18 protein-coding genes and 1 tRNA gene are annotated in these 21,703 nt (G+C 68.4%); 8 read left to right on the top strand and 11 right to left on the bottom strand.

The genetic code is table 11. From position 1 onward, the window contains the following. Positions 1-178: 178 nt before the first annotated feature. From AC1RSK_RS02250 to AC1RSK_RS02240, 3 genes are read right to left on the bottom strand one after another with little or no spacing between them, the layout of a single operon-like run. The gene (locus AC1RSK_RS02250) at positions 179-1,387 is read right to left on the bottom strand and encodes a PQQ-dependent sugar dehydrogenase (protein ID WP_492905130.1); all 1,209 of its coding nucleotides are present in this window, start codon (positions 1,385-1,387) and stop codon (positions 179-181) included. 11 nt (positions 1,388-1,398) lie between these two features. Continuing rightward, a complete protein-coding gene (gene asnB / locus AC1RSK_RS02245) occupies positions 1,399-3,132 on the bottom strand; it encodes an asparagine synthase (glutamine-hydrolyzing) (RefSeq protein ID WP_492905128.1) in 1,734 nt (577 codons plus the stop codon). After that, positions 3,132-4,160 carry a glycosyltransferase gene (locus AC1RSK_RS02240; RefSeq protein WP_492905127.1) on the bottom strand — a complete coding sequence of 343 codons (1,029 nt, stop codon included), beginning with the start codon at positions 4,158-4,160 and terminating at the stop codon, positions 3,132-3,134. Before AC1RSK_RS02240 ends, asnB begins: the two co-directional genes overlap by 1 nt. Before the next feature lie 167 nt (positions 4,161-4,327). Here AC1RSK_RS02240 and AC1RSK_RS02235 point away from each other — a divergent pair. After that, positions 4,328-4,404: transfer RNA gene (locus AC1RSK_RS02235), tRNA-Met, on the top strand. Between the two features lie 25 nt (positions 4,405-4,429). Here the strand turns inward: AC1RSK_RS02235 and AC1RSK_RS02230 are convergent. Together AC1RSK_RS02230 and AC1RSK_RS02225 are read right to left on the bottom strand one after the other, a co-directional pair. Further along, positions 4,430-5,944, bottom strand: coding sequence for a response regulator (locus tag AC1RSK_RS02230; RefSeq protein ID WP_492905125.1), 1,515 nt, complete (start codon positions 5,942-5,944; stop codon positions 4,430-4,432). A 162-nt stretch (positions 5,945-6,106) separates the two neighbouring features. Then, entirely contained in the window at positions 6,107-8,971 is a 2,865-nt protein-coding gene (locus AC1RSK_RS02225) for a TonB-dependent receptor (RefSeq protein ID WP_492905123.1), read from the bottom strand. Between the two features lie 528 nt (positions 8,972-9,499). Here AC1RSK_RS02225 and queE point away from each other — a divergent pair. Continuing rightward, on the top strand, positions 9,500-10,132 hold the full coding sequence (queE, locus tag AC1RSK_RS02220) for a 7-carboxy-7-deazaguanine synthase (protein WP_492905122.1): 633 nt from the start codon (positions 9,500-9,502) through the stop codon (positions 10,130-10,132). A gap of 35 nt (positions 10,133-10,167) precedes the next feature. Further along, positions 10,168-10,539: a 6-pyruvoyl trahydropterin synthase family protein gene (locus AC1RSK_RS02215; RefSeq protein ID WP_492905120.1), complete on the top strand. Its 372-nt coding sequence runs from the start codon at positions 10,168-10,170 to the stop codon at positions 10,537-10,539. Here the strand turns inward: AC1RSK_RS02215 and AC1RSK_RS02210 are convergent, their stop codons facing one another. The 3 genes from AC1RSK_RS02210 to AC1RSK_RS02200 all read right to left on the bottom strand — a co-directional run bounded on the left by AC1RSK_RS02210 (position 10,540) and on the right by AC1RSK_RS02200 (position 13,017). Next, positions 10,540-11,043 (bottom strand): response regulator, encoded by a 504-nt coding sequence (locus AC1RSK_RS02210; RefSeq protein ID WP_492905118.1) that lies wholly within the window; start codon positions 11,041-11,043, stop codon positions 10,540-10,542. It abuts the gene before it with no gap. 121 nt (positions 11,044-11,164) lie between these two features. Further along, positions 11,165-11,860 (bottom strand): pirin family protein, encoded by a 696-nt coding sequence (locus tag AC1RSK_RS02205; protein ID WP_492905117.1) that lies wholly within the window; start codon positions 11,858-11,860, stop codon positions 11,165-11,167. Positions 11,861-12,090: 230 nt separating this feature from the next. Further along, entirely contained in the window at positions 12,091-13,017 is a 927-nt protein-coding gene (locus tag AC1RSK_RS02200) for a helix-turn-helix transcriptional regulator (RefSeq protein WP_492905115.1), read from the bottom strand. Between the two features lie 86 nt (positions 13,018-13,103). Between AC1RSK_RS02200 and AC1RSK_RS02195 the strand changes: the two genes are divergently transcribed. Both AC1RSK_RS02195 and trxC read left to right on the top strand, forming a co-directional pair. Then, on the top strand, positions 13,104-14,357 hold the full coding sequence (locus AC1RSK_RS02195) for an NIPSNAP family protein (protein WP_492905113.1): 1,254 nt from the start codon (positions 13,104-13,106) through the stop codon (positions 14,355-14,357). 58 nt (positions 14,358-14,415) lie between these two features. Further along, positions 14,416-14,871 (top strand): thioredoxin TrxC, encoded by a 456-nt coding sequence (gene trxC, locus AC1RSK_RS02190; RefSeq protein WP_492905111.1) that lies wholly within the window; start codon positions 14,416-14,418, stop codon positions 14,869-14,871. Here trxC and AC1RSK_RS02185 read toward each other — a convergent pair. Beyond that, positions 14,868-15,062 (bottom strand): hypothetical protein, encoded by a 195-nt coding sequence (locus tag AC1RSK_RS02185; RefSeq protein WP_492905109.1) that lies wholly within the window; start codon positions 15,060-15,062, stop codon positions 14,868-14,870. The genes trxC and AC1RSK_RS02185 overlap by 4 nt on opposite strands. A 40-nt stretch (positions 15,063-15,102) precedes the next feature. Next, positions 15,103-18,528 carry an indolepyruvate ferredoxin oxidoreductase family protein gene (locus AC1RSK_RS02180; protein WP_492905107.1) on the bottom strand — a complete coding sequence of 1,142 codons (3,426 nt, stop codon included), beginning with the start codon at positions 18,526-18,528 and terminating at the stop codon, positions 15,103-15,105. Between the two features lie 142 nt (positions 18,529-18,670). On the opposite strand from AC1RSK_RS02180, the gene AC1RSK_RS02175 reads away from it, so the two are divergent. After that, positions 18,671-19,168 (top strand): Lrp/AsnC family transcriptional regulator, encoded by a 498-nt coding sequence (locus tag AC1RSK_RS02175; protein ID WP_271065916.1) that lies wholly within the window; start codon positions 18,671-18,673, stop codon positions 19,166-19,168. 42 nt (positions 19,169-19,210) lie between these two features. On the opposite strand, the gene AC1RSK_RS02170 is transcribed toward AC1RSK_RS02175, so the two are convergent. Beyond that, entirely contained in the window at positions 19,211-19,432 is a 222-nt protein-coding gene (locus tag AC1RSK_RS02170) for a hypothetical protein (RefSeq protein ID WP_492905106.1), read from the bottom strand. 328 nt (positions 19,433-19,760) lie between these two features. On the opposite strand from AC1RSK_RS02170, the gene AC1RSK_RS02165 reads away from it, so the two are divergent. Further along, positions 19,761-21,059, top strand: coding sequence for a tetratricopeptide repeat protein (locus AC1RSK_RS02165; protein ID WP_492905104.1), 1,299 nt, complete (start codon positions 19,761-19,763; stop codon positions 21,057-21,059). Positions 21,060-21,108: 49 nt separating this feature from the next. Continuing rightward, complete coding sequence (locus AC1RSK_RS02160) at positions 21,109-21,678, top strand: YbhB/YbcL family Raf kinase inhibitor-like protein (RefSeq protein ID WP_492905102.1); 570 nt, start codon at positions 21,109-21,111, stop codon at positions 21,676-21,678. Positions 21,679-21,703 lie beyond the last annotated feature (25 nt).

The raw sequence follows: 21,703 nt of genomic DNA, 5'->3' as shown, positions 1-21,703 counted from the left end.
CTTCAAGCTGCGCTGAGGCGGCGGCGACAGGCTGTGTCGGAGGGCGGGGAGCCCCCTCATCCGGCCCTTCGGGCCACCTTCTCCCACGAGGGGAGAAGGGAGACCAGAGGCGAACTCACAAGCATCCCGTCGCGGTCATATGCGATTGCCCTACCCCTAGAAGGGGGAAGGGTGAAGGTCAGGCTTTCGGCATCAGCTTCAGCAAGGACCCGCCGTCGGTCAGCACATAGACCGCACCGTCCGGGCCGACGCGCACGTCGCGGATGCGCTGCTTGAGGTCGGTCAGCAGCCGCTCCTCGCCGACCACCTTGTCGCCGTCGAGGGTCAGGCGGACGAGGTCGCGATCCTTCAAGCCGCCGATGAACAGGCTGCCCCGCCAGGCCGGGAACAGGGCGCCGTCGTAGAAGGCCATGCCCGAGGGCGCGATGACCGGGTCCCAGTAGTAGACCGGCTGTTCCATGCCGTCCTTCCGGGTGATGCCCTCGCCGACCGGCTGGCCGCTGTATTCCAGGCCATAGCCGATGGTCGGCCAGCCGTAGTCCTTGCCGGCCTGCGGAATGTTGACCTCGTCGCCGCCGCGCGGGCCGTGCTCGACGGTCCACAGCTGGCCGGTCGTCGGGTTGAAGGCCGCCGACTGGATGTTGCGGTGGCCGTAGGACCAGATCTGCGGCAGGGCGCCGACCACCGAGGTGAAGGGGTTGTCCTTGGGGATGACGCCGTCCGGATAGAGGCGGATCACCTTGCCGAAGGCAGCGTCCAGCTTCTGGGCCTGCATGCGGCCGGCCAGGTCCGAGCGCTCGCCGGTGGTGATGAACAGGAAGCCGTCGGGGGAGAAGGCCAGCCTGGAGCCGAAGTGTTTGTCGCCGTTGTAGGTCGGGGTCATGCGCCAGAGGATGGCGACGTCGGTCAGCGCCTCGCCGACCAGCTTGCCGCGCGCCACCGCCGTGCCGTTGCCGCCTTCGCGCGGTTCGGAGAAGCTCCAGTAGACCCAGCCATCATGCACGGCGACATCGAGCAGGCCGCCCTGCCCCCGGGCGTCGACCTTTGGCAGGCCGGCGACCGGGGCCGACAGCTTGCCGTCCGCGGTGACGACGCGCAGGGCGCCGCTGCGTTCGGTGACCAGCATGCGACCGTCCGGCAGGAAGGCCAGGCCCCAGGGCTTGTCGAGGCCCTGCGCCACCGTCACCAGGTTGAAGGCGACGCCGGCGCTCTTCAGTGGGGCGCGGGTCTGGCCGGGGAAGGCGGGCTTGTAGGGAGCGTTGGCCGGGCGGGTCTCCAGCGAGCCGCCGGACTTTCCAGGGGCCGGGGCGGGCGTCTGGGCCCCGCTCGGCTGGCCGCCACAGGCGGCGAGGACAGCGGCGGCGGCGATGAGGCTCAAGCTGCGCATGGAAAGCTCCGTCAGGGTTCACCGAGCAAAGAGGCCAGGGCGGCGGCCGGTTCCGCCCCCTCGGCGTGGATCAGCGACCATAGGGCGAAGAACAGCAGAGGCCAGCGGTTGGCCGCCTTGTCGTCGTCGCGGAACACTGCCCGCACGGCCTCCACGTCGCAGCTCTCGGCCACGGCCTTGACGGCGGCGATGCGCGGGCCGAGGTCGCCGGCGCGCGGCGCGATCCAGGCGGCGACGGGGACGGTGAAGCCCTTCTTTTTGCCCCAGGGGTCGGCGGCCGGGCAGTGCCGCTCCAGCCATTTGCGCAGCAGCCATTTGCCGTACCTGCCGCGCACCTTCATGCGATCGGGCAGGTTGAAGGCGAAACCGGCCACCTCCTTGTCGAGGAAGGGCGTGCGGCCCTCCAGGCCGTTGGCCATCAGGCAGCGGTCGAGCTTGAGCAGCAGGTCGCTGGGCAGCCAGGTGACGATGTCGTTCCACTGGGCCCGCTGCAGCGGCGTCAGGTTGGCCGGCGACGACACGGAGTAGGCTTCCTCGCGCCAGCAGGCCAAGGCTCCGGTCCCGCCGTCCTTGAGAAAGGGCGCGTCGACCTGAGGGTCGGCTGGCCGGCCGCCCAGCCATTGCGGGCGCAGGGCCCGGCGATAGCGGCCATAGCCGCCGAACAGCTCGTCGCCGCCCTCGCCGCTCAACACCACGGTCAGGTCCTTGCGGGCCGCCTCGGCCAGTTTGAAGGTCGGCAGGATGGCGTAGTCGGCGGTCGGGTCGTCCAGGGCCCAGGCGGCCTTGGGGGCGATCCGCCAGAAGTCCGCCTCGTCGAAAGTTGTCTCACGCCAGTCGAGGTTCAAGTCCCTGGCCACCCGCTCGGCCGCGCCACGCTCGTCGCGGGCCTCGGGTGCGTCGAAGCCGCAGGTGTAGGCCACGACCGGCCGCTCGTTCAGACGGCTCATCAGGGTGGCGATCGTGGCGCTGTCGATGCCGCCGGACAAGAAGAGGCCGTAAGGGACGTCGGAACGCTGGTGGACCTTGACGCTGTCCTCCAGCACCGCGTCGAGGCGGGCGAGCAGTTCGGCCTCGTCGCCGAGAGTCCGGTTGAAATGGGGGATCGGGCCGGCCGGCGCCGCGCCGCCGGTGATCTCGCCGCCGGAGACCGTCACCCGCTGCCCCGGGAGCAGGCGGCGGACCCGGTCGAAGGCGGTCTGGCGCTCGACGCTGTAGTTCAGCGCCAGCAGCTGGTCGCCGACCATCGCCGGATTGGCCGGGCCGCCGAACACCCTCGGCTCGGAAGCGAACTGCAGGCCGTCGAGGTTCTCGCGCACATAGAGCGGCTTGATACCGAACGGGTCGCGCACCAGCCAGGTGCGGCCGTCGCCGCCGATCAGGCAGAAGGCGTACATGCCGCGCAACCTGTCGAAGGCCTTCTTGCCTTCCTGGGCGTAGATGTGCAGCAGGGGTTCGAAGTCCGAGCCGGTGGCCAGCCTGCCCTTGAGCTGGAACTCCTCGGCCAGCTCCAGGTAGTTGTAGATCTCGCCATTGCCGATGATCGTCGAGCCGGCGGCGTGCAGCGGCTGCCAGCCGCCCTCCAGGTCGATGATCGACAGGCGGGCGTGGCCGATCGACCAGCCGGGGCCGTCCTCGGTGCGGATGCCGTTGGGGCCGCGGTGGGCGATCCGCCGGATCAGCGGCGCGGCCTTGCCGGCGGCCCCCTCTCCGACATCGTCAGCCAGCACCCCGGCGATGCCGCACATCAGCCAGCCCCGAACTGGGCGAAGAGGGCGTTCCACTGGTCGCGGACGGCGCCCAGGCTGAACTCGGCCTCGACCCGGGCGTGGCCGTTCTGGATCAGGCGGATGCGCTGCATCGGGTCGGCCAGCAGGGCGGCGGCGCGCTCGGCCAGGGCGGCCTCGTCGTCGATGGGGACCAGCAGGCCGTCCTGGCCGTCGCGGATCAGGGCCTTGGGCCCCTGGCTCTCGGCGGCGACGACGGGCAGGCCGTGGGCCCAGGCCTGGATGACCACATTGCCCAGCGGCTCGTAGCGCGAGGGGAACAGGCAGACGTCGGCGGTGCGGTAGAGGGCCGAGGCGTCGCCCCGCCAGCCGAGGAACCGCACCCGGTCGAGCACGCCCAGCGACACCGCCAGGGCCTTCAGCTGCTCCTCCAGCGGCCCAACGCCGGCGATCCACAGGTGGGCGTCTGGCAGGGCCTTGAGCGCCTTCAGCGAGACGTCATGCGCCTTGGCGGTGTGCAACCGGCCCATGCCCAGCAGCAGCGGCACGCCCTCGGGCGTGTCGAGGCTGGCGCGGTCGACGGGGGTGACCTCGTCGGGCGCGGCGGCGAAGTTGGGGATGTAGCGCACCTTGTCGGCCGGCCAGCCCTGGGCGACGACCCAGTCGACGATGTCCTGGGTGTTGCCGACCAGGTGGTCGAAGTCGCGGTAGTTCTTGAGCTTGTAATAGCCGCCCAGCCGCCCGACCCGGGCCCACGGGCCCCTGGGTGTATGACGGGCGGCGCGGTTCATCCAGGCGACCAGAAGCTTGGCATGGACGTCCTTGGCCATGGCCGAGACGCCGGGGCGGGTCAGAAAGTCGATCGGGCCGCCGAAGGTGAAGGTGCGGGCGGCCACGCCGGCGGCGGCCAGGGCCTTCTCGCGGCCGGGGTTCTTGCGGATGGCCGCGGCCTGGTCGGGGCCGCCGGCGCGCAGGGCGCTGACCAGGTCGACGAAGTAGAGCTCCGCCCCGCCCTCGCCACCGGATCCCAGAAGATGCAGCACGCTCATCGGGCGCGACCCTAGAGCGCGACGCCGCCAAACGGAACCTCCGTTGCGCCCAGGTACGCAAACTTTTGGAGGGCGCCTGTCAGCCCAGCGCCGCAGGCCGTCTAAGACGCTTGAAGAGCCGTTTCATCGCCACTATAAGGCCGCCTCCCTGAAGCTCACGCCTCTATGGCTGGGTAGCTCAGATGGTTAGAGCGGTGGATTCATAACCCACAGGTCGGCGGTTCGATCCCGCCCCCAGCTACCAGGGATTCTCTTCGAATTTCAGGTGTTTAGGCCGCGGCCGAGTTCTGCTGGGCGGCGGCCTCGCGGTCGCCGTTCAGCACCTTGTCGAAGACGGTCAGCAGGCGTTCGGCCTTGATCGGCTTTTCGACGACGTCGTTCATGCCGGCGGCGATGTAGTCGCGCACGTCGGAGGGGTCGGCGTTGGCGGTCAGGGCGACGATCGGCACGACACCGGCCGGGCCGGGCAAGGCGCGGATGGCGCGGGTGGCGGCGACGCCGTCCATGCGCGGCATCTTGATGTCCATCAGGATCAGATCGTAGTGGCCGATGGTGGCCATCTCGACGGCCTCGACCCCGTCGACGGCCTGTTCGCTGGTGCAGTCGAACATCTCGCACAGGGCCTCGGCGACCATGCGGTTGGTGGCGTTGTCATCGACGATCAGGATGTGGGCGGCGCTGGCCGCGATCATGCCGGCGGCCGGCGGCGCGACCTCTTCCACGGCCTCGGGGGCCAGCAGGCTGAAGACCACCGTGGCCCCGGACCCGGCATTGGCCTCAGCCCGGATCAGGCCGTTCATGGCCCCGGCCAGGCTGGCGGCATAGGCCATGCCAAAGCCGACGGCCAGCGGCGCCTCGCCGTCGATGGCCTGGAAGATGCGGGCCAGGCGAGCCGGGTCGAGCGTCTCGCCGGCGTCGCGGACCCGCGCCTCGAGCGCCAGGCCTTCGAGGGCCGGGCGGGCGCTGAGGGTGACCTCGACGGCGCCGCGGCGGGTGGCCGACAGGCCGCGTTCGACCAGGCCGTCCAGCAGGTCGGCCAGACGATCGGCGTCGAGCTCGGCGGCCAGTTCGGGCGCGCCGTCATAGGCGGTGAGCAGGGTGACGCCGGCGGTGACGGCGCGGGCGGCCCAGCGGGCCTCCAGCGAGTCGATCACTTCGCGCAGCAGGGTCGGGCGGGGCGTGAGGGTGGCGAGGCCGGCCTCGGTCGCCTGGATGGCGCGGGCCCGGTACATCAGCCGGTGCAGGTCGCCGAAACTGTCGGCCAGGGCCTGGGCGCAGCTCTTGCTGTCGGCCGGCAGCGGCTGGCGGATCAGGGCGTCAACGAAGGTCTTGGCGTCGTCCAGCTGGCGCAGGATTTCGGCGGCCAGCACCTGGGTGGTGGCGATGGTGGCGTCGCGCATGGCCCGCGAGCGGTCGCCGCGCGCCGCCAGCAGGTTCACCGCCGTGCCGACGCCGAGATAGAGGCCGCCCTCGGTGACGATGAAGCCCCCGCTGAGCGCCTGGCGGTTCTCGGCCAGCATCTCGTCGCGGAACTGTGAAGGATGCAGCCCGCCGTCGACGACGAGCGGGGCGAGGTCCATGACCGAGGCCAGCGGGGCCGTCCCGGACAGGGCGGCGGCCTCGAAGGCCTGGCGGCGCAGCAGGCCGACCGGGCGGCTGTCGGCGTCGACCACGGCCAGGACCTGGGCGTCCGGCTGGTCCTCGAAAGCCCGACTGGCCGCCGCCACGTCCGCGTCCAGGAACAGCGGCGCATGGCGATCGATCAGGCGGTCAAGGCGGTCCATGTCGGGTCGGTCTCGTGGGGCCTCAGATCCTGGGGACCTGCAAGCTTGGAGTGTGATCCTGCACCATCGCGCTTTCAGACAGGTTAAGCCTGCAACCGGGCAAAGAAAAAGCGGCGGAGACCGAGGTCTCCGCCGCCCATAGTTCAGATACCGCCGTTCGGCTTATTGGCCGAAGGTCTTGGTGACCGAGAAGCCGAAGGTCTGCGGTTCGGTGTAGAACGCGTTCCGGAACAGACCCGAGGAGTCGTCGGTCAGGTAGGTGTCGGTGATCGACTCTTCATCGGTCAGGTTCTTCACATACAGTTCGAAGTAGAGACCGATGTTGTCGTTGCCGACCGTCACCGTGGCGTTGAAGTTCTCCCAGCCTTTGATCTTGTCAGGCTCGGAGTTGTAGATTCGCGAGAAGCTGTCGTCCTGGCGGTAGTAGTCGCCGCGCAGGGTCGCGTCCCAGCTGCCCATGTGCCAGGTGTACTGCGCGCCCAGCGAGAAGGTGTACTTCGGCGCGTTGGGCAGCTCCTTGCCCTTCAGGTTGACCGCGACGCCGTCGCCGAGACCCGGCAGCAGGGCCGGGTTGGAGACGACGCCGAAGCCGGCCAGCGGGTTGAGCGGCGAGGCGAAGGCCCCGCTGCAGACACCGAGCATGGTGTAGGGCGAGACGATGCCGAGGTTGATCACATTGATCAGGGCCCCGACGCCGGCGCGGCTGGCGACGCAGTTGCTGGCGTTGCTGGCCTTCACCACCACCAGGCTGGTGTCGCCCTGGGTGCGGTCGAACACGTCGATCGACTCGCCATCGGTGATCTCCGAGTCGAGCATGCCGATGTTCATGTTGATGCGGAAGTCGTCGATCGGCTCCCAGATGGTCTCGAACTCGAGGCCTTGAACCTCGGCGTCGATGTTCTCGTTGACCGACTGGCGGTTGGTGATCTTCGAGACCTGGTAGCCGATGTAGTCGTAGTGGAAGTAGGTGGCGTTCAGCACCATCCGGCCGTCGAAGAGGGTGTTCTTGGTGCCGAACTCGATGGCGTCCACGAACTCCGGAGCGAAGGTCGGCGCGGCGCAGGCGACGCCAACGGCGCAGGGCGGGTTCATGCCGCCAGCCTTATAGCCGCGCGAGTAGAAGCCGTAGAGCAGGGTGTTGTCCCAGGGCTTCCAGTCGGCGCCGATACGGCCGGTGGTTTCCTTGAAGTCCGCCTGAAGGACCGGCGGGGTGGTCGGCAGGGTGCTGCCGCTGCCCGCCGTGGCGCCGGAGTTGGCCGCCAGCAGGGCCGTGGTGCGACCCACCTGCAGCTTGCGGTCATGGGTGTAACGCACGCCGGCAGTGATCTTGAAGTTTTCAAACAGCTGCCAGTAGACCTCACCGAAGACCGCGCGGGACTTCAGGTGGTAGGCGCCGGTGCTGTCGAAGTAGTTGCGGCCGTTGCCGGTCGGCGTCGACGCCGGGTCGATGAAGATACAGCCCGCGGTCGTCGCCGAGCAGTTCGGGTTGCCGGTGACCAGGGCGTTGGCGATCAGCGCCTGGCCGGTCAGGGTGTTGCCGAACACGTAGTAGTGGCCGTCGTCCGACTTCAGGTCGAGGTAGATGCCCCCGATGTTGAAGTTGAGCGGGCCATCGAAGTTCGAGGCCAGCCGCAGTTCCTGCGACCACTGCTCAACGTTGGCGTTGGAGATGTCGAAGGTGGTGAAGCTGTTGCGGGAGCCGAGCTGCGGGTCGTTGACCACGCCGCCCGGGAAGACGGCGCCGTACACCGCCGCATAGGTCGCCACCGGAACGCCAACCGTGCCGCAGGGGCCCGAGAAGTTGTTACAGGCGCCGGGCGTGGTGTTGAACGTCGTGATCGGGGTGACCCGGTTGTAGTCCTGCTGCGTGAACAGGTGGTTTTCGCTGTAGTTGGTCAGCGAGATGACCTGCAGCTCGTCGGTGATGTCCCAGGTGGCGCCGAACTGGATGATGTCGGTTTCGACCTGGTAGATCGGGTCCATGGCGGACTCGATGTTGCGGATGTCCGGATCCTGCATCTTGCCGGCGTAGGCGTCGCCGGTGATCAGGCCAGACAGGTTGCCGAGCAGGCCGCCCAGGGTGCCCTGGCTGTTGGGGGTGCCCAGGACGTTATCCGAGTACAGCGAGGTCGCCTGGCAGCCTTGGCTCAGCAGGCCGCGGGTCGCCTGCGCCCGCACCGGGTCGGCGGCGTAGGTGTAGAAGGACGGGCCCGGATCCTTGGTGCAGAACTGCTTGCCGATCCGCGAGCGCTTGTCGTCTTCCTCGAAGTGGTCCCACAGCAGGTAGGTGCTGAAGGTGTCGGACGGGTCGAAGCTGACCGTGATGCGGGTGTTCCACAGGTCGCGGTCATCAATCATGTTGCCGGTGACGAGGTTCTCGCCGTAGCCGTCGCGTTGCAGCACGTTGGCGGCGGCGCGGATGGCGATCATGTCGCCGACCGGGACGTTGATCATGCCGCGCAGCTTGTAGGTCTCGTAGTTGCCGATCTCGCCGCGGATCATGGCTTCGAAATTGTTGGTCGGCTTGGCGGTGATCACGTTGACCACGCCGCCCGTGGCGTTACGGCCGTACAGGGTGCCTTGCGGGCCGCGCAGCACTTCGACGCGCTCCAGGTCGAAGAATTCCGACTCGAAGAGGTTGTTGGCGGTCAGCGGGGCGTTGTTCAGGTGGATACCGGTGCCGGCGTCGCCCGAACCGGCCACCAGCTTGGAGCCGATGCCGCGGATCTGGAAGTTGTAGCCGGTGAAGTTCCCCTTGGAGAAGTTCACGTTCGGAATGGCCAGGACCAGGTTCGGACCACCGTCGATCTTCGCCTTTTCCAGGGTTTCCTGGTTGAAGGCGGACACCGCGATCGGCACGTCCTGGATGGCTTCCTCGCGCTTCTGCGCCGTGATGATCAGCTCACCGACGGTGTTGCCGCTCGGCGCTGGTTCATCCTGAGCGAAGGCCGGCGCGGCGATGGCCATGATGGCAAACGCGGACGCGCTGACAGCCAGCGTCCTCCGCAGGCGCAGAGAATTGTGCATTCTAACCCTCCCCGGGCGCCGCCGGCCCTCAGAGGGCCTGAACAGCGGTCGCCGTGTGTTTCCTCAATTGTCGCGTCTTGATTGCTGTCGGGGACGCGCGACACTCCCCCGCAGCTTCCATGGATTGCATACGCGCGTTTGAAGACTGTCAATGTCCCGCGGGTAGATGAACGCCGATAGGTTACGGCTTTTCACCTGACTGTGGCCCAATAAACGCGCCCTTTTCCTGCCCCCGGGCGACTTCCTCCACTGGCGGGAGAATTGACGCTGCGGAAGCTGACGCCGCGACAGTCAAAGCCGCTTCGAAAGTTGCCTGCCGCCCGACTCGGCGCTCGCCGCCATCTTTCCGCCGTGCGATTTTCGCTCAGCGTAACGCCTTGTAACGGGAGTTTCGGCCCCGGGCGGGCTCGTGTAGAGAACAGCCTCCTCCTCTCCGTTCCCGGCCATGCCTCCCTTCCCTCCCTCCGCGCGCGCGTCCACGACCGAAAGGCCGTCCCCCCGAGGGCTCGAACTCCGAGGGCTGGGTCGATGAGCTATGCGGTCAAGGAGATCTTCCTCACCCTGCAGGGTGAGGGCGGCCAGGCCGGCAGGGCGGCGGTGTTCTGCCGCTTCGCCGGCTGCAACCTGTGGTCCGGCCGCGAGAGGGATCGGGCCAGCGCCGTCTGCACCTTCTGCGACACCGATTTCGTCGGAACCAACGGGCCGGGCGGCGGCCGTTTCAGGAGCGCCGAAAAGCTGGCCGAGGCGGTCGAGGCGGCCTGGACCGGCGGCCCGGATGAGCGGCTGGTGGTCTGCACCGGCGGCGAGCCGCTGCTGCAGCTGGACGCGGCGGCCATCGAGGCCCTGCATGCGCGCGGCTTTTCCATCGCCGTGGAGACCAACGGCACCCTCGAAGCGCCGGCCGGCATCGACTGGGTCTGCGTCAGTCCCAAGGCAGACGCCCCGGTCGTGCAGACCCGGGGCCAGGAGCTGAAGCTGGTCTGGCCACAGGTCGGGGTCGATCCGGAGCGGTTCGCGGGCCTCGATTTCGAGCGATTCTACCTGCAGCCGATGGATGGGCCGGACCGCGAGGCGGCCACCGCCGCCTGCATCGCCTATTGCCTTTCCCACCCCAGGTGGCGTTTAAGCACCCAAACCCACAAATACCTCGGCATCGCCTGAGGCTTTGAGCCTCGGCCAGCCATTCTATTGCATCGATGACCACGCCCCAATTCGAGATCACGAAGGCCGCCACCTTCGACGCCGCCCACCATTTCCCCAACGGCCCGGTGGACAGCCCCTACACGCGCCTGCACGGCCACAGCTTCCGGGTCGAGGCGACGGTGCGCGGCGAGATCAGCGGCCCGATGGGCTGGGTGACGGACCTGGGCGAACTGGACGCCGAGCTGAAGGCGGTCGCCGCCCAGCTGGACCACGGCCTGCTCAACGACAAGCCGGGCCTCGAGACCCCGACCCTGGAACACCTCTGCCTGTATTTCGCCGGGGCCCTGAAGCCGCGCTTCCCGGGCCTGTGCCGGGTGGTCATCTCGCGCCCGACCATCAACGAGAGCTGCGCGCTTTCGGTTTAATCAGCCAAGGCGCTGCTTGTCCTCGTCGCTCCCCCGGCGCCAGGGGCCGGTGAACTGCGGGTCGGCGCGCCGGCGGCGATCGGGGCCGAAATAGTCCTCATTGCGGATGAAGGGCCGGGGAAACTCGACCACCCGGGTGATACGATCGATGACGCCGCGGGCCGTCACCGGCTTGGCGAGGAATTCGGTCACGCCGGCGTCGCGCGCCTCGGTGACGCGCTTCTGGGTCGAATGGCCGGTGATCATGATGACCGGGCACATCTGGTTGGGGCTGTCGGGCGAGTTGCGCAGCAGGCGCACGAAATCGATGCCATCCAGCGGCTGCATGGCCAGGTCGGTCATGACGATGTCGATGGCGTGTTTGCGCATGATCTGCAGCGCCTCGGCCCCGTCGGTGGCCTCGTGGACGATCTTGACGCCGATGGCTCGCAGGATTTCGCCGATCAGCATGCGCATGTGCTGGTTGTCGTCCACCAGCATAATCTTGATCAGGTCAAATCGCACGTGCTGCCCAAGATCCAATAACGCCGTTTCGCCGGAGCGTTACGAGGCTAACCCATTGGACGTCAACGAAAAAGGGCCGGTCGCACCGCGACCGGCCCGCAGCTACATGTTGCGCGATTGTCTAGTTGGAATCAACCAGAACGATTTCGGCGTCGCTGACGGCGGTTACCCTCAGGACACTTTCGTCACGAATGGCCGCGCCGTCCCGCGTCGCCAAGGCAACGCCGTTGACCTCGACCGCGCCGGCGGCGGCGACCAGATAGGCATGGCGTCCGTCGGCGAGATCATAGGTCGCGGTCTCGCCGGCCTTCAGCGTCGCCCCCAGCACCCGCGCCTTGGCCCGGATCGGCAGGGCGCCCTCGTCGTCGAGGCCGCTGGCCAGGGCCACGAACCGGCCGGAGCGGTCGCCCTTGGGGAAGGGCTTGGCGCCCCAGCTGGGCTCGCCGCCTTGGGTCTGCGGCTGGATCCACAGCTGGAACAGGGTCGTGGTCTCGTCTTCCAGATTGTACTCGGCGTGGCGGATGCCCGAGCCGGCGCTCATCACCTGCACATCGCCGGCCTCGGTGCGGCCGGTGTTGCCCAGGCTGTCCTGGTGGGTGATCGCCCCGCTGCGGACATAGGTGATGATTTCCATGTCGGCGTGCGGGTGCGGCGGAAAGCCCGACTTGGGCGCGATCTCGTCGTCGTTCCAGACACGCAGGTCGCCCCAGCCCATGCGGGTGGGCTCGTACCAGTTGGCGAAGGAAAAGTGGTGGCGGGCGTTGAGCCAGCCGTGGTTGGCATGGCCGAGCTGCTCGAAGGGGCGGCGGTCGATCATGTCTTGTCTCCCATCTGGCGGGTTGTTTGCGCCATCGAGAGCCTAGATAGGAACGCTCTTGCCATATGCAACAGCTATGGTGCCAGATTTTGAATCCGCTCATCCCGGCGAATGCCGGGACCCATTTCGTAGAGCTCGGTCACTCGAAGGATGCCTATGGATTTGCTTGCCCGGCCCGAGATCACGCGGCTGGGTCCCGGCATTCGCCGGGATGAGCGGAAGAAACGGGATCACCCGTACAGCGCCGCGATCTCCGCCGCCAGCTGGCCCATCCGCGCCCGCAGGACCGGTGGCTCCAGCACTTCGACGCCGGTCCCCAGCCGCAGCAGGTCGCGGGCGGTCCAGTCGGGGCTTTCCATCGGCGTCTCGACGATCCCTTCGCCCAGGTTCGTCACCTCCACCCCGTCACGTCGCAGGGCGTAGAGCGCCTCGGGGCTGACCTTCAGCCGGGCGACACCCTGTTTGAGGCTCTCCGCATAGTCGGCCTGGGCCCGTGTCCAGTGGGCGCCCAGGTCGAACCCGGCCGGCCGCTCGAAGCCCTCCTCCGTCACCTCTGCGGCGATCACCTGCGAGGCGCGGTAGGTGCGGACCTCACCTTTGGAGCGGGCAATGAGGTACCAGGCGCCGGCCTTGAGCACGAGGCCGAGGGGTTCGAGCAGCAGATCGACCGGCCGGCGCGGGCCGTAGCGCACGGCCAGCCGCCGGTCGCGCCACAGGCCGTCGGCCAGCACCGTCAGCCAGTCGCCGCCGTCGGCCTGGCGGAACCAGCCGACCGGATCGAGATGAATCCGCGCCTGAGCCCGCATCGCCGCCGCCCCCGGGCCCTCCGGCAGGGCGCTGAGCACCTTGAGCTGGGCGTCGGCCATGGCCTGGCCCAGCCCCAGCTGCGCCGCCGGCCCGGGCAGGCCGGCCAGAATCAGGGTGTGAGCCTCCTGGTCGGTCAGGCCGGTCAGCCGGGTGCGATAGCCGTCCAGCAGGGCGAAGCCGCCGCCTGGCCCGCGGTCGGCGTAGACCGGCACGCCGGCGGCGCTCAGGGCGTCGATGTCGCGATAGAGGGTGCGGACCGAGACCTCGAACTCGGCCGCCAGCTTCTCGGCGGTCATCCGGCCACGGGTCTGCAGCAGCATGAGGATGGAGAGGAGGCGGCTCGAACGCATTTTTCCACTCTGCCTGATAAATCCTGACAGGTCTTGTCAGGTAGGCGGGCTTAGTCCTCGCGCCTCGTTTTGCCAGGAGGCTTCCAATGACCCGCCGAGACATCCTCACCGCCGCCGCGGCGACCGCCGCCGGACTCGCCCTACCCGCCCAGGCTGCCGGCCAGCAGTGTATCGTCGAACTGCGCCAGTACGCCATGCAGCCGGGTCGCCGCGACGACCTGATCGCCCTGTTCGAGGAGAAATTCATCGAATCCCAGGAGGCGCTGGGCGCCGCGGTGCTGGGAACCTTCCGCGACCTCGACAACCCGGACCGGTTCGTCTGGCTGCGGGGTTTCGCGGATGCGCAGGCCCGCCACGACGCCCTCGACGGCTTCTACACCGGCCCCGTCTGGCAGGCGAACCGCACCGCCGCCAACGCCACCATCGTCGACTCCGACAATGTGCTGCAGCTGAACCCCATCGGCGCCGGCTTTGACCTCACCGGCCTGAGCCGCGCCGCCATCGGTTCGCAGGCCCGCTCCACGGCCGTGATCACCGCCACCGTCTGTCCGATCCGCAAGGGTGAGGAAACCGCCTTCGCCCAGGCCTTCGCCCGTGACGTGGCCCCGGCCCTGGCCGCCGCCGGCGCGCCCGTGCTCGCCGCCTTCGCCACCGATCCGGGCCCCAACAGCTATCCCCGCCTGCCGGTGCGGCAGGACCTCACCGTCTTCCTCTGGTTCCAGGCCTTCGAGAGCGAGCAGGCCCAGGCCCTGTTCGCCGCCGGGCCGGCCGGCGCCTTCTACCGCAGCCTCGCCCCGCGCCTGACCGGACCGATGGAGGTTCAGCGGCTGCAACCGACCGCCCGCTCGCTGATTCAGGGGCCGGCGCCGGCGGCGGACGGCCGCAAGGACTTCGACTTCCTGCTCGGCTCCTGGCGGGTCAGGCACCGGCGGCTGAAGGCCCGGCTGGCTGGCTCGACCGAATGGGTCCCGTTCGAGGGCTGGTGTCAGTGCCGCAAGACCATGGGGGGCCTGGGCAATTTCGACGACAACATCCTGAACATCCCGGGCGACGCCTATGGCGCCAGCGGGGTGCGTCGGTTCGATGCGAAGCTGAACCGCTGGTCGATCTGGTGGCTCGACGCCCGCTACCCCAGCATCGAACCGCCGGTGCACGGCGGTTTCAAGGACGGCGTCGGGACCTTCGTCGGCGAGGATGTGTTCGAGGGCAAGCCGATCCTGGTCCGCTTCACCTGGTCGAAGATCACTCCCGCCACCGCCCACTGGAGCCAGGCCTTCTCGCCGGACAACGGCAAGACCTGGGAGGTCAACTGGGACATGGACTTCGAGCGGGTCTCTTGAGGACCGCCCTCTCCGAAACCATCTCCGCTCCACCGGGTTCTCCCCGGCGGAGCGCCAGATGACCGACACCGCCACGACCGCCGACACGCTCGTCATCGCCTGCCCGGTCGACGCCGCCCTCAACCGCGTGCCGAAGGCCAGGCTCGCCGCCGGCCCTAAATGCGGCGTCTGCAAGAATCCCCTGTTCGTCGCCAAGCCCGTCGAACTCAGCGCCGCCAGCTTCGATCGCCACGCCAAGGCCTCCGACCTGCCGCTGCTGGTCGACTTCTGGGCCGCCTGGTGCGGTCCCTGCCAGGCCATGGCCCCGGCCTTCGCGAAAGCGGCCGGCCAGCTCGAGCCCAAGGTCCGCCTCGGCAAGCTCGACACCGAGGCGCAATCGGCCATCGCCGCCCGCTACAACATCCGCTCGATCCCGACGATGGTCCTGTTCCACAAGGGCCGCGAGCTCGCCCGCACCAGCGGGGCCATGCCGGCTGAGTCCATCGTCCAGTGGGCCAGCGCAAAGCTGCCCTAAACCCCAGCCACGCCATAGCGACCGCGCAGATCGGCGAACACGGTCTCAGCGTCGACATAGTCGTCAGCCGCCTTGGAGGCCTCAATCGAACGGCGGATGGCCTCGACATCGTCGCGGGTGTTGAACTCAAGCTGATCGGCGAAGGCGCCGGCCGCGACGAAGACGGCCTCAGGCTTCACCGGCTTGTTCATGTCGCCAGCCCAACACAGAGTCGGGAAACCGGCGAGAGCTTCAGGCCGCCGCCTTCTTCTCCCACTGGGCCCACAGCGCCGCTTCCTCGCGCTCGGCGACCTTGACGCTGGCCTCCTTCACATGGCCGTAGCCGCGGATCTTGTCCGGGATGGCGGCGATGCGGGCGGCGAGCGAAAGGTGGTCGGCGTCGAGACCGGCCAGCAGGCGGTCGAGGTTGGCCTCGTAAGCGGTGATCAGGCCGCGCTCCATGCGCCGCTCCTCGCTCATGCCGGCGACGTCGAAGGGACCACCGCGCAGGCCCTTCATCTTGGCCAGGATCGGGAACAGCACGGTCAGCGCCCAGCCCCCAACGGCGATCTTCTGCGGCTTGCCGTCCGGGCCCTTGGGGGCGATCCAAGGCGGCGACAGCCAAATCTTGGCCTTGCCGCCCTTGAACACCCCGGCCAGTTCCTTGGCGAAGCGGCCGTCGGTGTAGAGCCGGGCGACCTCGTACTCGTCCTTGTAGGCCATCAGCTTGTAGAGGTTGACGGCCACGGCCCGGGTCAGGCTGTCGCCGCCGCCCACGGCGGTTTCGGTGGCGCGGACCTGGGCCACCCGCTTCGCATAGCGGTCGGCGTAGGCCTGGTTCTGATAGCCGACCAGTTCGGCCGTGCGGTGGGCGATCAGCTCCTCCAGCGGCATGGTCTCGGGGGTCGGCACCTGGTCTTCCGGCAGGCCCTTGAAGGCCTCGTCGACGGCGGCTTTGCGGCCGACCTCGAAGGCCTGCATGTTGGCCTCGGCGTCGACGCCGTTCAGCTTGATGGCCCGGTACATGGCGCGGCTGGAAACCGGGATCACGCCCTTCTGCCAGGCGAAGCCCAGCATGATCATGTTGGCGTAGATCTCGTCGCCCAGCTTGTGCAGCGACAGGGCCTGCGACGGACAGGCGTTGTAGTCCTTCGTGGCGCCCTTGATGCGCCGGGCCATGCCGGCGGTGTCGTAGCGGACGTCGCGGTTGGTCACGAAGTCGGCGGTCGGCGAGAAGTCGGCGTTGCCGAACGCGACCGTCTTCTGCTTCGAGAACAGCGCCAGGGCTTCAGGCGAGGCGGCGACCAGCAGGTCGCAGGCGATCAGCACATCGGCGCTGGCCGCCGGCACCCGGCCGCCGACGATGGTGGTTTCGGTCTCGCCGATCTTCACATGGCTGAACACCGAGCCGCCCTTTTGGGCGAGACCGGTCATGTCGACGACGCTGGCGGCGCGGCCGTCGACATGGGCGGCCATGGCCAGGATGGAGGCGACGGTGGTCACCCCGGTGCCGCCGATGCCGGTGAACAGGATGCGGCGCACGCCCTCGACCGGCTCGAAGGTCGGCAGCGGCGTGGAATCCGCCGTCAGGGCCGGCATCTTCTTGGCGGCGGCGTTCTCTGCCCCATCGAGGGTGATGAAGCTGGGGCAGAAGCCGTCGACGCAGCTGTAGTCCTGGTTACAGGTCGACTGATTGATCGCCCGCTTGCGGCCGAACTCGGTGTTCAGCGGCTCGACCGAGACGCAGTTGGACTTCTTCGAGCAATCGCCGCAGCCCTCGCAGACCAGCGGGTTGATGAACACCCGGGTGGTCGCCTTGGGCATCAGGCCGCGCTTGCGCCGGCGGCGCTTCTCGGTGGCGCAGGTCTGGTCGTAGAGGAGGACGGTGACGCCTTCCGTCTCCCGCAGTTCCTCCTGGACCCTGTTGAGCTCCCGGCGCGGGAAGATCTGAACGTTCGGCGCCAAGTCGGTGACGCCCTGGTAGCGCTCGACCTCGTCGACCACGATGACCGTCCTGGTCACCCCCTCGGCGGCCAGCTGGCGGGTGATCTGGGCCGGGGTGAAGCCGCTCTCGGCGCTCTGCCCGCCGGTCATGGCGACGGCGTCATTGAACAGCAGCTTGTAGGTGATGTTGGCCTTGGCCGCGATCGCGCCGCGGATCGCCAGCGAGCCGGAGTGGTTGTAGGTGCCGTCGCCGAGGTTCTGGAAGACGTGCTTCTCGGTGGTGAAGGGCGAGGCCCCCACCCAGGTCAGGCCCTCGCCGCCCATGTGGGTGTTGAGGTCGGTCGAGGGGTCGTTGAAGCCGGCCATGTAGTGGCAGCCGATGCCGGCCAGGGCCCGGCTACCGTCCGGCACCCGGGTCGAGGTGTTGTGCGGGCAGCCCGAGCAGAAGAAGGGCTTGCGCTGCTGATCGGACGCCAAGCTGACGGCGGCGACGCCGGCCGCCGAGACGCGGTCGAGGTAGGCGCTGGCCCGCTGCTTGGCCGGGCCCTCGGGCAGGCGGCTGTAGAGGTCCAGGGCGATGGCGGCCACGGTCAGGCTGCCGGTGTCCTCCATCAGCACATCGCCCTGCTCGTTACGCTTGCCGATGACGTTGGGCCGGGCGTGGGCCGGGAGGTCGTAGAGGGCGGCCCGGGCCTGGGGCTCGATCAGGGCCCGCTTGTGCTCGATGACCATCAGGGTCTCGAGACCGGCGGCGAAGGCCCGCAGGCCCTGCGGCTCCAGTGGCCAGGGCATGCCGACCTTGTAGATCGAGATGCCCATGGCGGCCGCTTCGTCGAGCGTGATGTTCATCGCCTGGAAGGCTTCCAGCACATCCTTGTAGGCCTGGCCCTGGCAAACGATGCCGAGGCGTGGCTGACGCGCCGCCAGCACCACCTTGTCGATGCCGTTGGCGCGGGCGAAGGCCAGGGCGGCGGGGAGCTTGTGATTGCGGAGACGGGTCTCCTTCTCCAGCGGCTGGTCCTTGGTGCGGATGTGCAAGCCCCCAGGCGGCATGGGGAATTCGGGATAGACGTGGTGGTGGCGGTCCAGCGACACGTCGATGGTGACGCCGCTGTCCATGGTGTCGGCCAGGGCGATCATGCCGACCCAGAGGCCGCTGAAGCGCGACATCGAAATGCCGAGCAGGCCGTAGTCCAGCACCTCCTGCACGTCGGCCGGCGACAGCACCGGCATCTCGAAGTCCTGGAAGGCGAACTCCGACTGGCTGGGCAGGGTCGAGGACTTGCAATTGTGGTCGTCGCCGGCGATGGCCAGCACCCCGCCCTTGGGCATGACGCCGGCGAAGTTGGCGTGTTTGAAGACATCGCCAGTGCGATCTACCCCTGGCGCCTTGCCGTACCACAGGCCGTAGACGCCATCGAACTTGGCGCCGGGGAACAGGTTGGCCTGCTGGCTGCCCCAGACGGCGGTCGCCGCCAGGTCCTCGTTGAGGCCTTCCTGAAAGACGACTTCGTGCGCCGTAAGCAGCTTGCGGGCCCGCGCCGCCTGCTGATCCAGGCCCCCGAGGGGGCTGCCGCGATAGCCGGAAACATAGCCGGCGGTGTTCAGCCCATCGCGCAGATCGAGCCGCCGGCGGTCGAGCATGACCCTGATCAGGGCCTGCACGCCGGTGACGAAGGCACGACCGTCTTCTAGAAGATATTTGTCGTCCAACGTCACTTCTGAGTGGCGCATTGAAAAATCTTTCCTGCGGGAAGGGTCAGTCGGCTTGCAAGATCATACAAGTCCGGAGAAAATGTTTGCCAAAGCCATGCCCGTACAGGGGCGTGAGTCGGCACGAACGGGGCCGTTTTTGGCCTTCCCGGGGGAACAAAGTTTGTCTGAGCCTCTCGACGCAGTTGACGCAAAGATTCTGGATTTGATCCAGCACGACGCCGGGCTGTCGGTGGCCGAGATCGCCGAACGCGTCGGCCTGTCGTCCAGCCCCTGCTGGCGCCGCATCAAACGGCTAGAGGACGCCGGCGTCATCCAGCGTCGGGTGACCATCCTGGATCGCGAACTTCTGGGTCTGGCCTTCGAGGTGTACTGCACGGTCAAGCTCTCCCTGCCGACCAAGGAAAACCTTGAGCGCTTCGAAAGCTCCGTCCTCAAATGGCCGGAAGTGGTGCAGTGCGCCACGGTGACCGGCGCGGCCGACTACGAGATGCGCATCGTCACCCGCGACATGCACGCCTTCGACGACTTCCTGCGCGACAAGATCCTGTCGCTGGGCCTGGTCTCCAACATCGAAAGCCGCATCGTCATCCGCGGCGTCAAGAACAGCACCGCCGTGCCGCTGGGCCTGGTCAGCCCGTATGTGAGCCCGCACGGGTAGGGCTTGAGGCAGTTGGCCGACTCCTATGTCGGCCCACGCTGACTATTTTTTGCTTCCGCGGTCGTCGCCGCCGGAAAGAATGGTCTCGAAGAACCCGCGTGGTTCATAGGACGTGTTGGTCCCATCTCGATGGTGGTCCGTGACGTCAACACAGGTGTCGATCCCGTAGCTGAACCAGCTTCCCGCGTAGTAGGTATGGGACTGTCGACCATCGTCCGACGTGATCCGATAGTGATCAGCATCGATCCAGGATTTCTTGGACATGTGACCTCCTTGTCGATTCTGTGGACCGAAAGCCACAGAACCTCACGCCACGCCCAGCTCTCGAAGGTTAGAGGATTCGGTGCGCGGACGTTGCTCACATACCCAGGTTCATTTGACACAACTTCGTGTTGCCGCGTTGGCCCAAATGCTGGCGCCCCGCCGGGCGCCGGCCACGGCCTCACAGCGCCCGGCGGCGAATTGCTGGAGGCCTTCCTGACGCTCTGCCAATTCGCCGACCGCTGGGCCGAAGCGGGCGACATTACCAATCCTTAGTTTGCCGACCGCCGCTCCGTGACGCAGGCTCAGCCTCGAGCAAGGGGAGCCTACCATGATCCGCGCCGTCAGCCTGACCCTGGCCGCCGCCCTCTGCCTGGCCGCCAGCGCGCCCGAGAGCCGGCTAGAACAGTACTTCCGCCTGCGCAAGGAGGCCGGCGCGGCGGCCCAGGCCTCTGACCTGGCCAAGGCGGAGTCTCTGCTGGAGGAGGCCCTGGCCCTCTACCCGCACAGCCCCGGCTCCCTGATCCGCCTGGCCCGGGTCGAGGTCGCCGCCGGCAAGCCGACCGAGGCGGTGGCCCACATGGGCGCCTACGCCAACCTCGGCCTGATCTGGGACGTCGTCGGCGACAAGGCGCTCTCCACCCTGGCCGCCCGCCCGGATTTCGCCCCGGTCGCCGCCAGGCTGGCCACCAACGCCAAGCCGGCGGGGGTTCCGACCATCGCCGCCAGCCTGCCCAAGGCCGGACCGATCTATGAAGGTCTGGCGCGGCAGGGCGATGGCTGGCTGGTCAGCAGCGTCACCGAGCACATGATCTACAGGGTCGACGCCAAGGGCGTGGCCACTCCGTTCCTCAAGGCCGACGCCGAGACCGGCGGCATCTTCGGCCTGGCGGTCGATGGCCAGACGGTCTGGGCCGCCGAGGCCTCGGGCCCGGAAATCCCCGGCTCGGCCGGCGCGGCCCGCACCGCCCTCCTGAAGATCGACGGCCGGACCGGCGCCATCCTGGCCCGCTACCCGGTCGAAGGCGCGCCCGGCCCCGTGCAGCTGGGTGACGTGGTCGTCGCCACGAACGGGACGGTCTACGCCAGCGCCTCGGTCGGCGCCGCCATCTATCGGCTCACGCCGGGGGCCAAGGGGCTGGAGACCGCGCTGGCCAGCAACGAACTGGGCTCGCCTCAGGGCCTGGTCGCCTGCGAGGGCGAGGACGCCCTTCTGATCGCGGACTACCCGACCGGCCTGCACCGGCTGGACCTGAAGAGCGGCAAGCTGGAGCCGGTCGGCGGCATGCATGTCGCCATGGCCGGGACCGACGGGCTGTTCAAGGTCAGCTACGACTACCAGATGCGCAACGCCAGGCCCTATCCGATGGCCGTGGTCGCCACCCAGAACGGCGTCTCGCCGGCCCGGCTGATCATGCTGCGGATCAGCGTCAACTGCCGCGAGATCGAGGGCATGAAGGTGGCCGCCGCCAACCATCCGGCGCTCGACGACCTGACCCTGGGCGCGGCCATGCCGGGCGGCATGGCGGTGATCGGCCGCGGCGGCTGGGCCGGCTATGGCGGCGACGGCAAGCCGCTGACCGGCGCCAAGCCGCAGACGGCCCAGATCCTGACGCTCCCCTTCCCATAGGATTGAACCGGCCGGGGGTTCCACGGGTTTCCGCTGCAGGAGACTCCTGATGCTCGAGAAACTGCCGGCCATCCTCGGTCACGCCCTGCAGGGCGTTCGACCCGGCTTGGAGAAGGTGCTCTATCATGACCCAGCCCTCAAGGCCGTGCCCGAGACCCTGACCCTGGAGAGCGCCGCCTTCGACGCCCCCAATCTGCCCCGGCGGTTCACCGTCGACGGCGAGGGCCTGTCGCCGCCCTTCGCCTGGCATGGCGTGCCGGCCGGGGCGGCCTCGTTGCTGCTGGTCATCGAGGACGCCGACAGTCCCACCCTCGCGCCCCTGGTCCACGCCATTGTCTACGACCTGCCGGCCCATGACGGCATCCTCAAGGAAGGCGCCATCGCCACCCAGGACGACGAGGACCACCCCCACACCGGTCTCAACAGCTTCCTCGCCGCCGGCTACCTGCCGCCCGACCCGCCGCCGGGCCACGGGCCGCACCGCTACGTCGCCCAGATCTACGCCCTCGACGCCGCCAGCGGCTTCACCGGCGCGCCCGGCCGGCCGCAGGTGCGCGATCTGCTGCGCAAGCATGCCGTCGCCCGGGGCATGATCTGCGCAACCTACGTCCGCCATTGACCCGAACCTGAACCGCTGCAAGGTG

This window comes from Caulobacter sp. GW821-FHT11A05 (assembly GCF_058809015.1).
This window is presented reverse-complemented; position numbering and strand designations above follow the sequence as displayed.

Excerpts from the sequence above, each read along its gene's own strand:
- AC1RSK_RS02200 (WP_492905115.1), bottom strand. The coding sequence starts at position 13,017 with ATGCGTTCGAGCCGCCTCCTCTCCATCCTCATGCTGCTGCAGACCCGT.
- AC1RSK_RS02215 (WP_492905120.1), top strand. The coding sequence starts at position 10,168 with ATGACCACGCCCCAATTCGAGATCACGAAGGCCGCCACCTTCGACGCC.
- AC1RSK_RS02225 (WP_492905123.1), bottom strand. The coding sequence starts at position 8,971 with ATGCACAATTCTCTGCGCCTGCGGAGGACGCTGGCTGTCAGCGCGTCC.
- trxC (WP_492905111.1), top strand. The coding sequence starts at position 14,416 with ATGACCGACACCGCCACGACCGCCGACACGCTCGTCATCGCCTGCCCG.
- AC1RSK_RS02250 (WP_492905130.1), bottom strand. The coding sequence starts at position 1,387 with ATGCGCAGCTTGAGCCTCATCGCCGCCGCCGCTGTCCTCGCCGCCTGT.
- AC1RSK_RS02185 (WP_492905109.1), bottom strand. The coding sequence starts at position 15,062 with ATGAACAAGCCGGTGAAGCCTGAGGCCGTCTTCGTCGCGGCCGGCGCC.
- AC1RSK_RS02240 (WP_492905127.1), bottom strand. The coding sequence starts at position 4,160 with ATGAGCGTGCTGCATCTTCTGGGATCCGGTGGCGAGGGCGGGGCGGAG.
- queE (WP_492905122.1), top strand. The coding sequence starts at position 9,500 with ATGAGCTATGCGGTCAAGGAGATCTTCCTCACCCTGCAGGGTGAGGGC.
- AC1RSK_RS02180 (WP_492905107.1), bottom strand. The coding sequence starts at position 18,528 with ATGCGCCACTCAGAAGTGACGTTGGACGACAAATATCTTCTAGAAGAC.
- AC1RSK_RS02195 (WP_492905113.1), top strand. The coding sequence starts at position 13,104 with ATGACCCGCCGAGACATCCTCACCGCCGCCGCGGCGACCGCCGCCGGA.
- asnB (WP_492905128.1), bottom strand. The coding sequence starts at position 3,132 with ATGTGCGGCATCGCCGGGGTGCTGGCTGACGATGTCGGAGAGGGGGCC.
- AC1RSK_RS02205 (WP_492905117.1), bottom strand. The coding sequence starts at position 11,860 with ATGATCGACCGCCGCCCCTTCGAGCAGCTCGGCCATGCCAACCACGGC.
- AC1RSK_RS02165 (WP_492905104.1), top strand. The coding sequence starts at position 19,761 with ATGATCCGCGCCGTCAGCCTGACCCTGGCCGCCGCCCTCTGCCTGGCC.
- AC1RSK_RS02170 (WP_492905106.1), bottom strand. The coding sequence starts at position 19,432 with ATGTCCAAGAAATCCTGGATCGATGCTGATCACTATCGGATCACGTCG.
- AC1RSK_RS02230 (WP_492905125.1), bottom strand. The coding sequence starts at position 5,944 with ATGGACCGCCTTGACCGCCTGATCGATCGCCATGCGCCGCTGTTCCTG.
- AC1RSK_RS02160 (WP_492905102.1), top strand. The coding sequence starts at position 21,109 with ATGCTCGAGAAACTGCCGGCCATCCTCGGTCACGCCCTGCAGGGCGTT.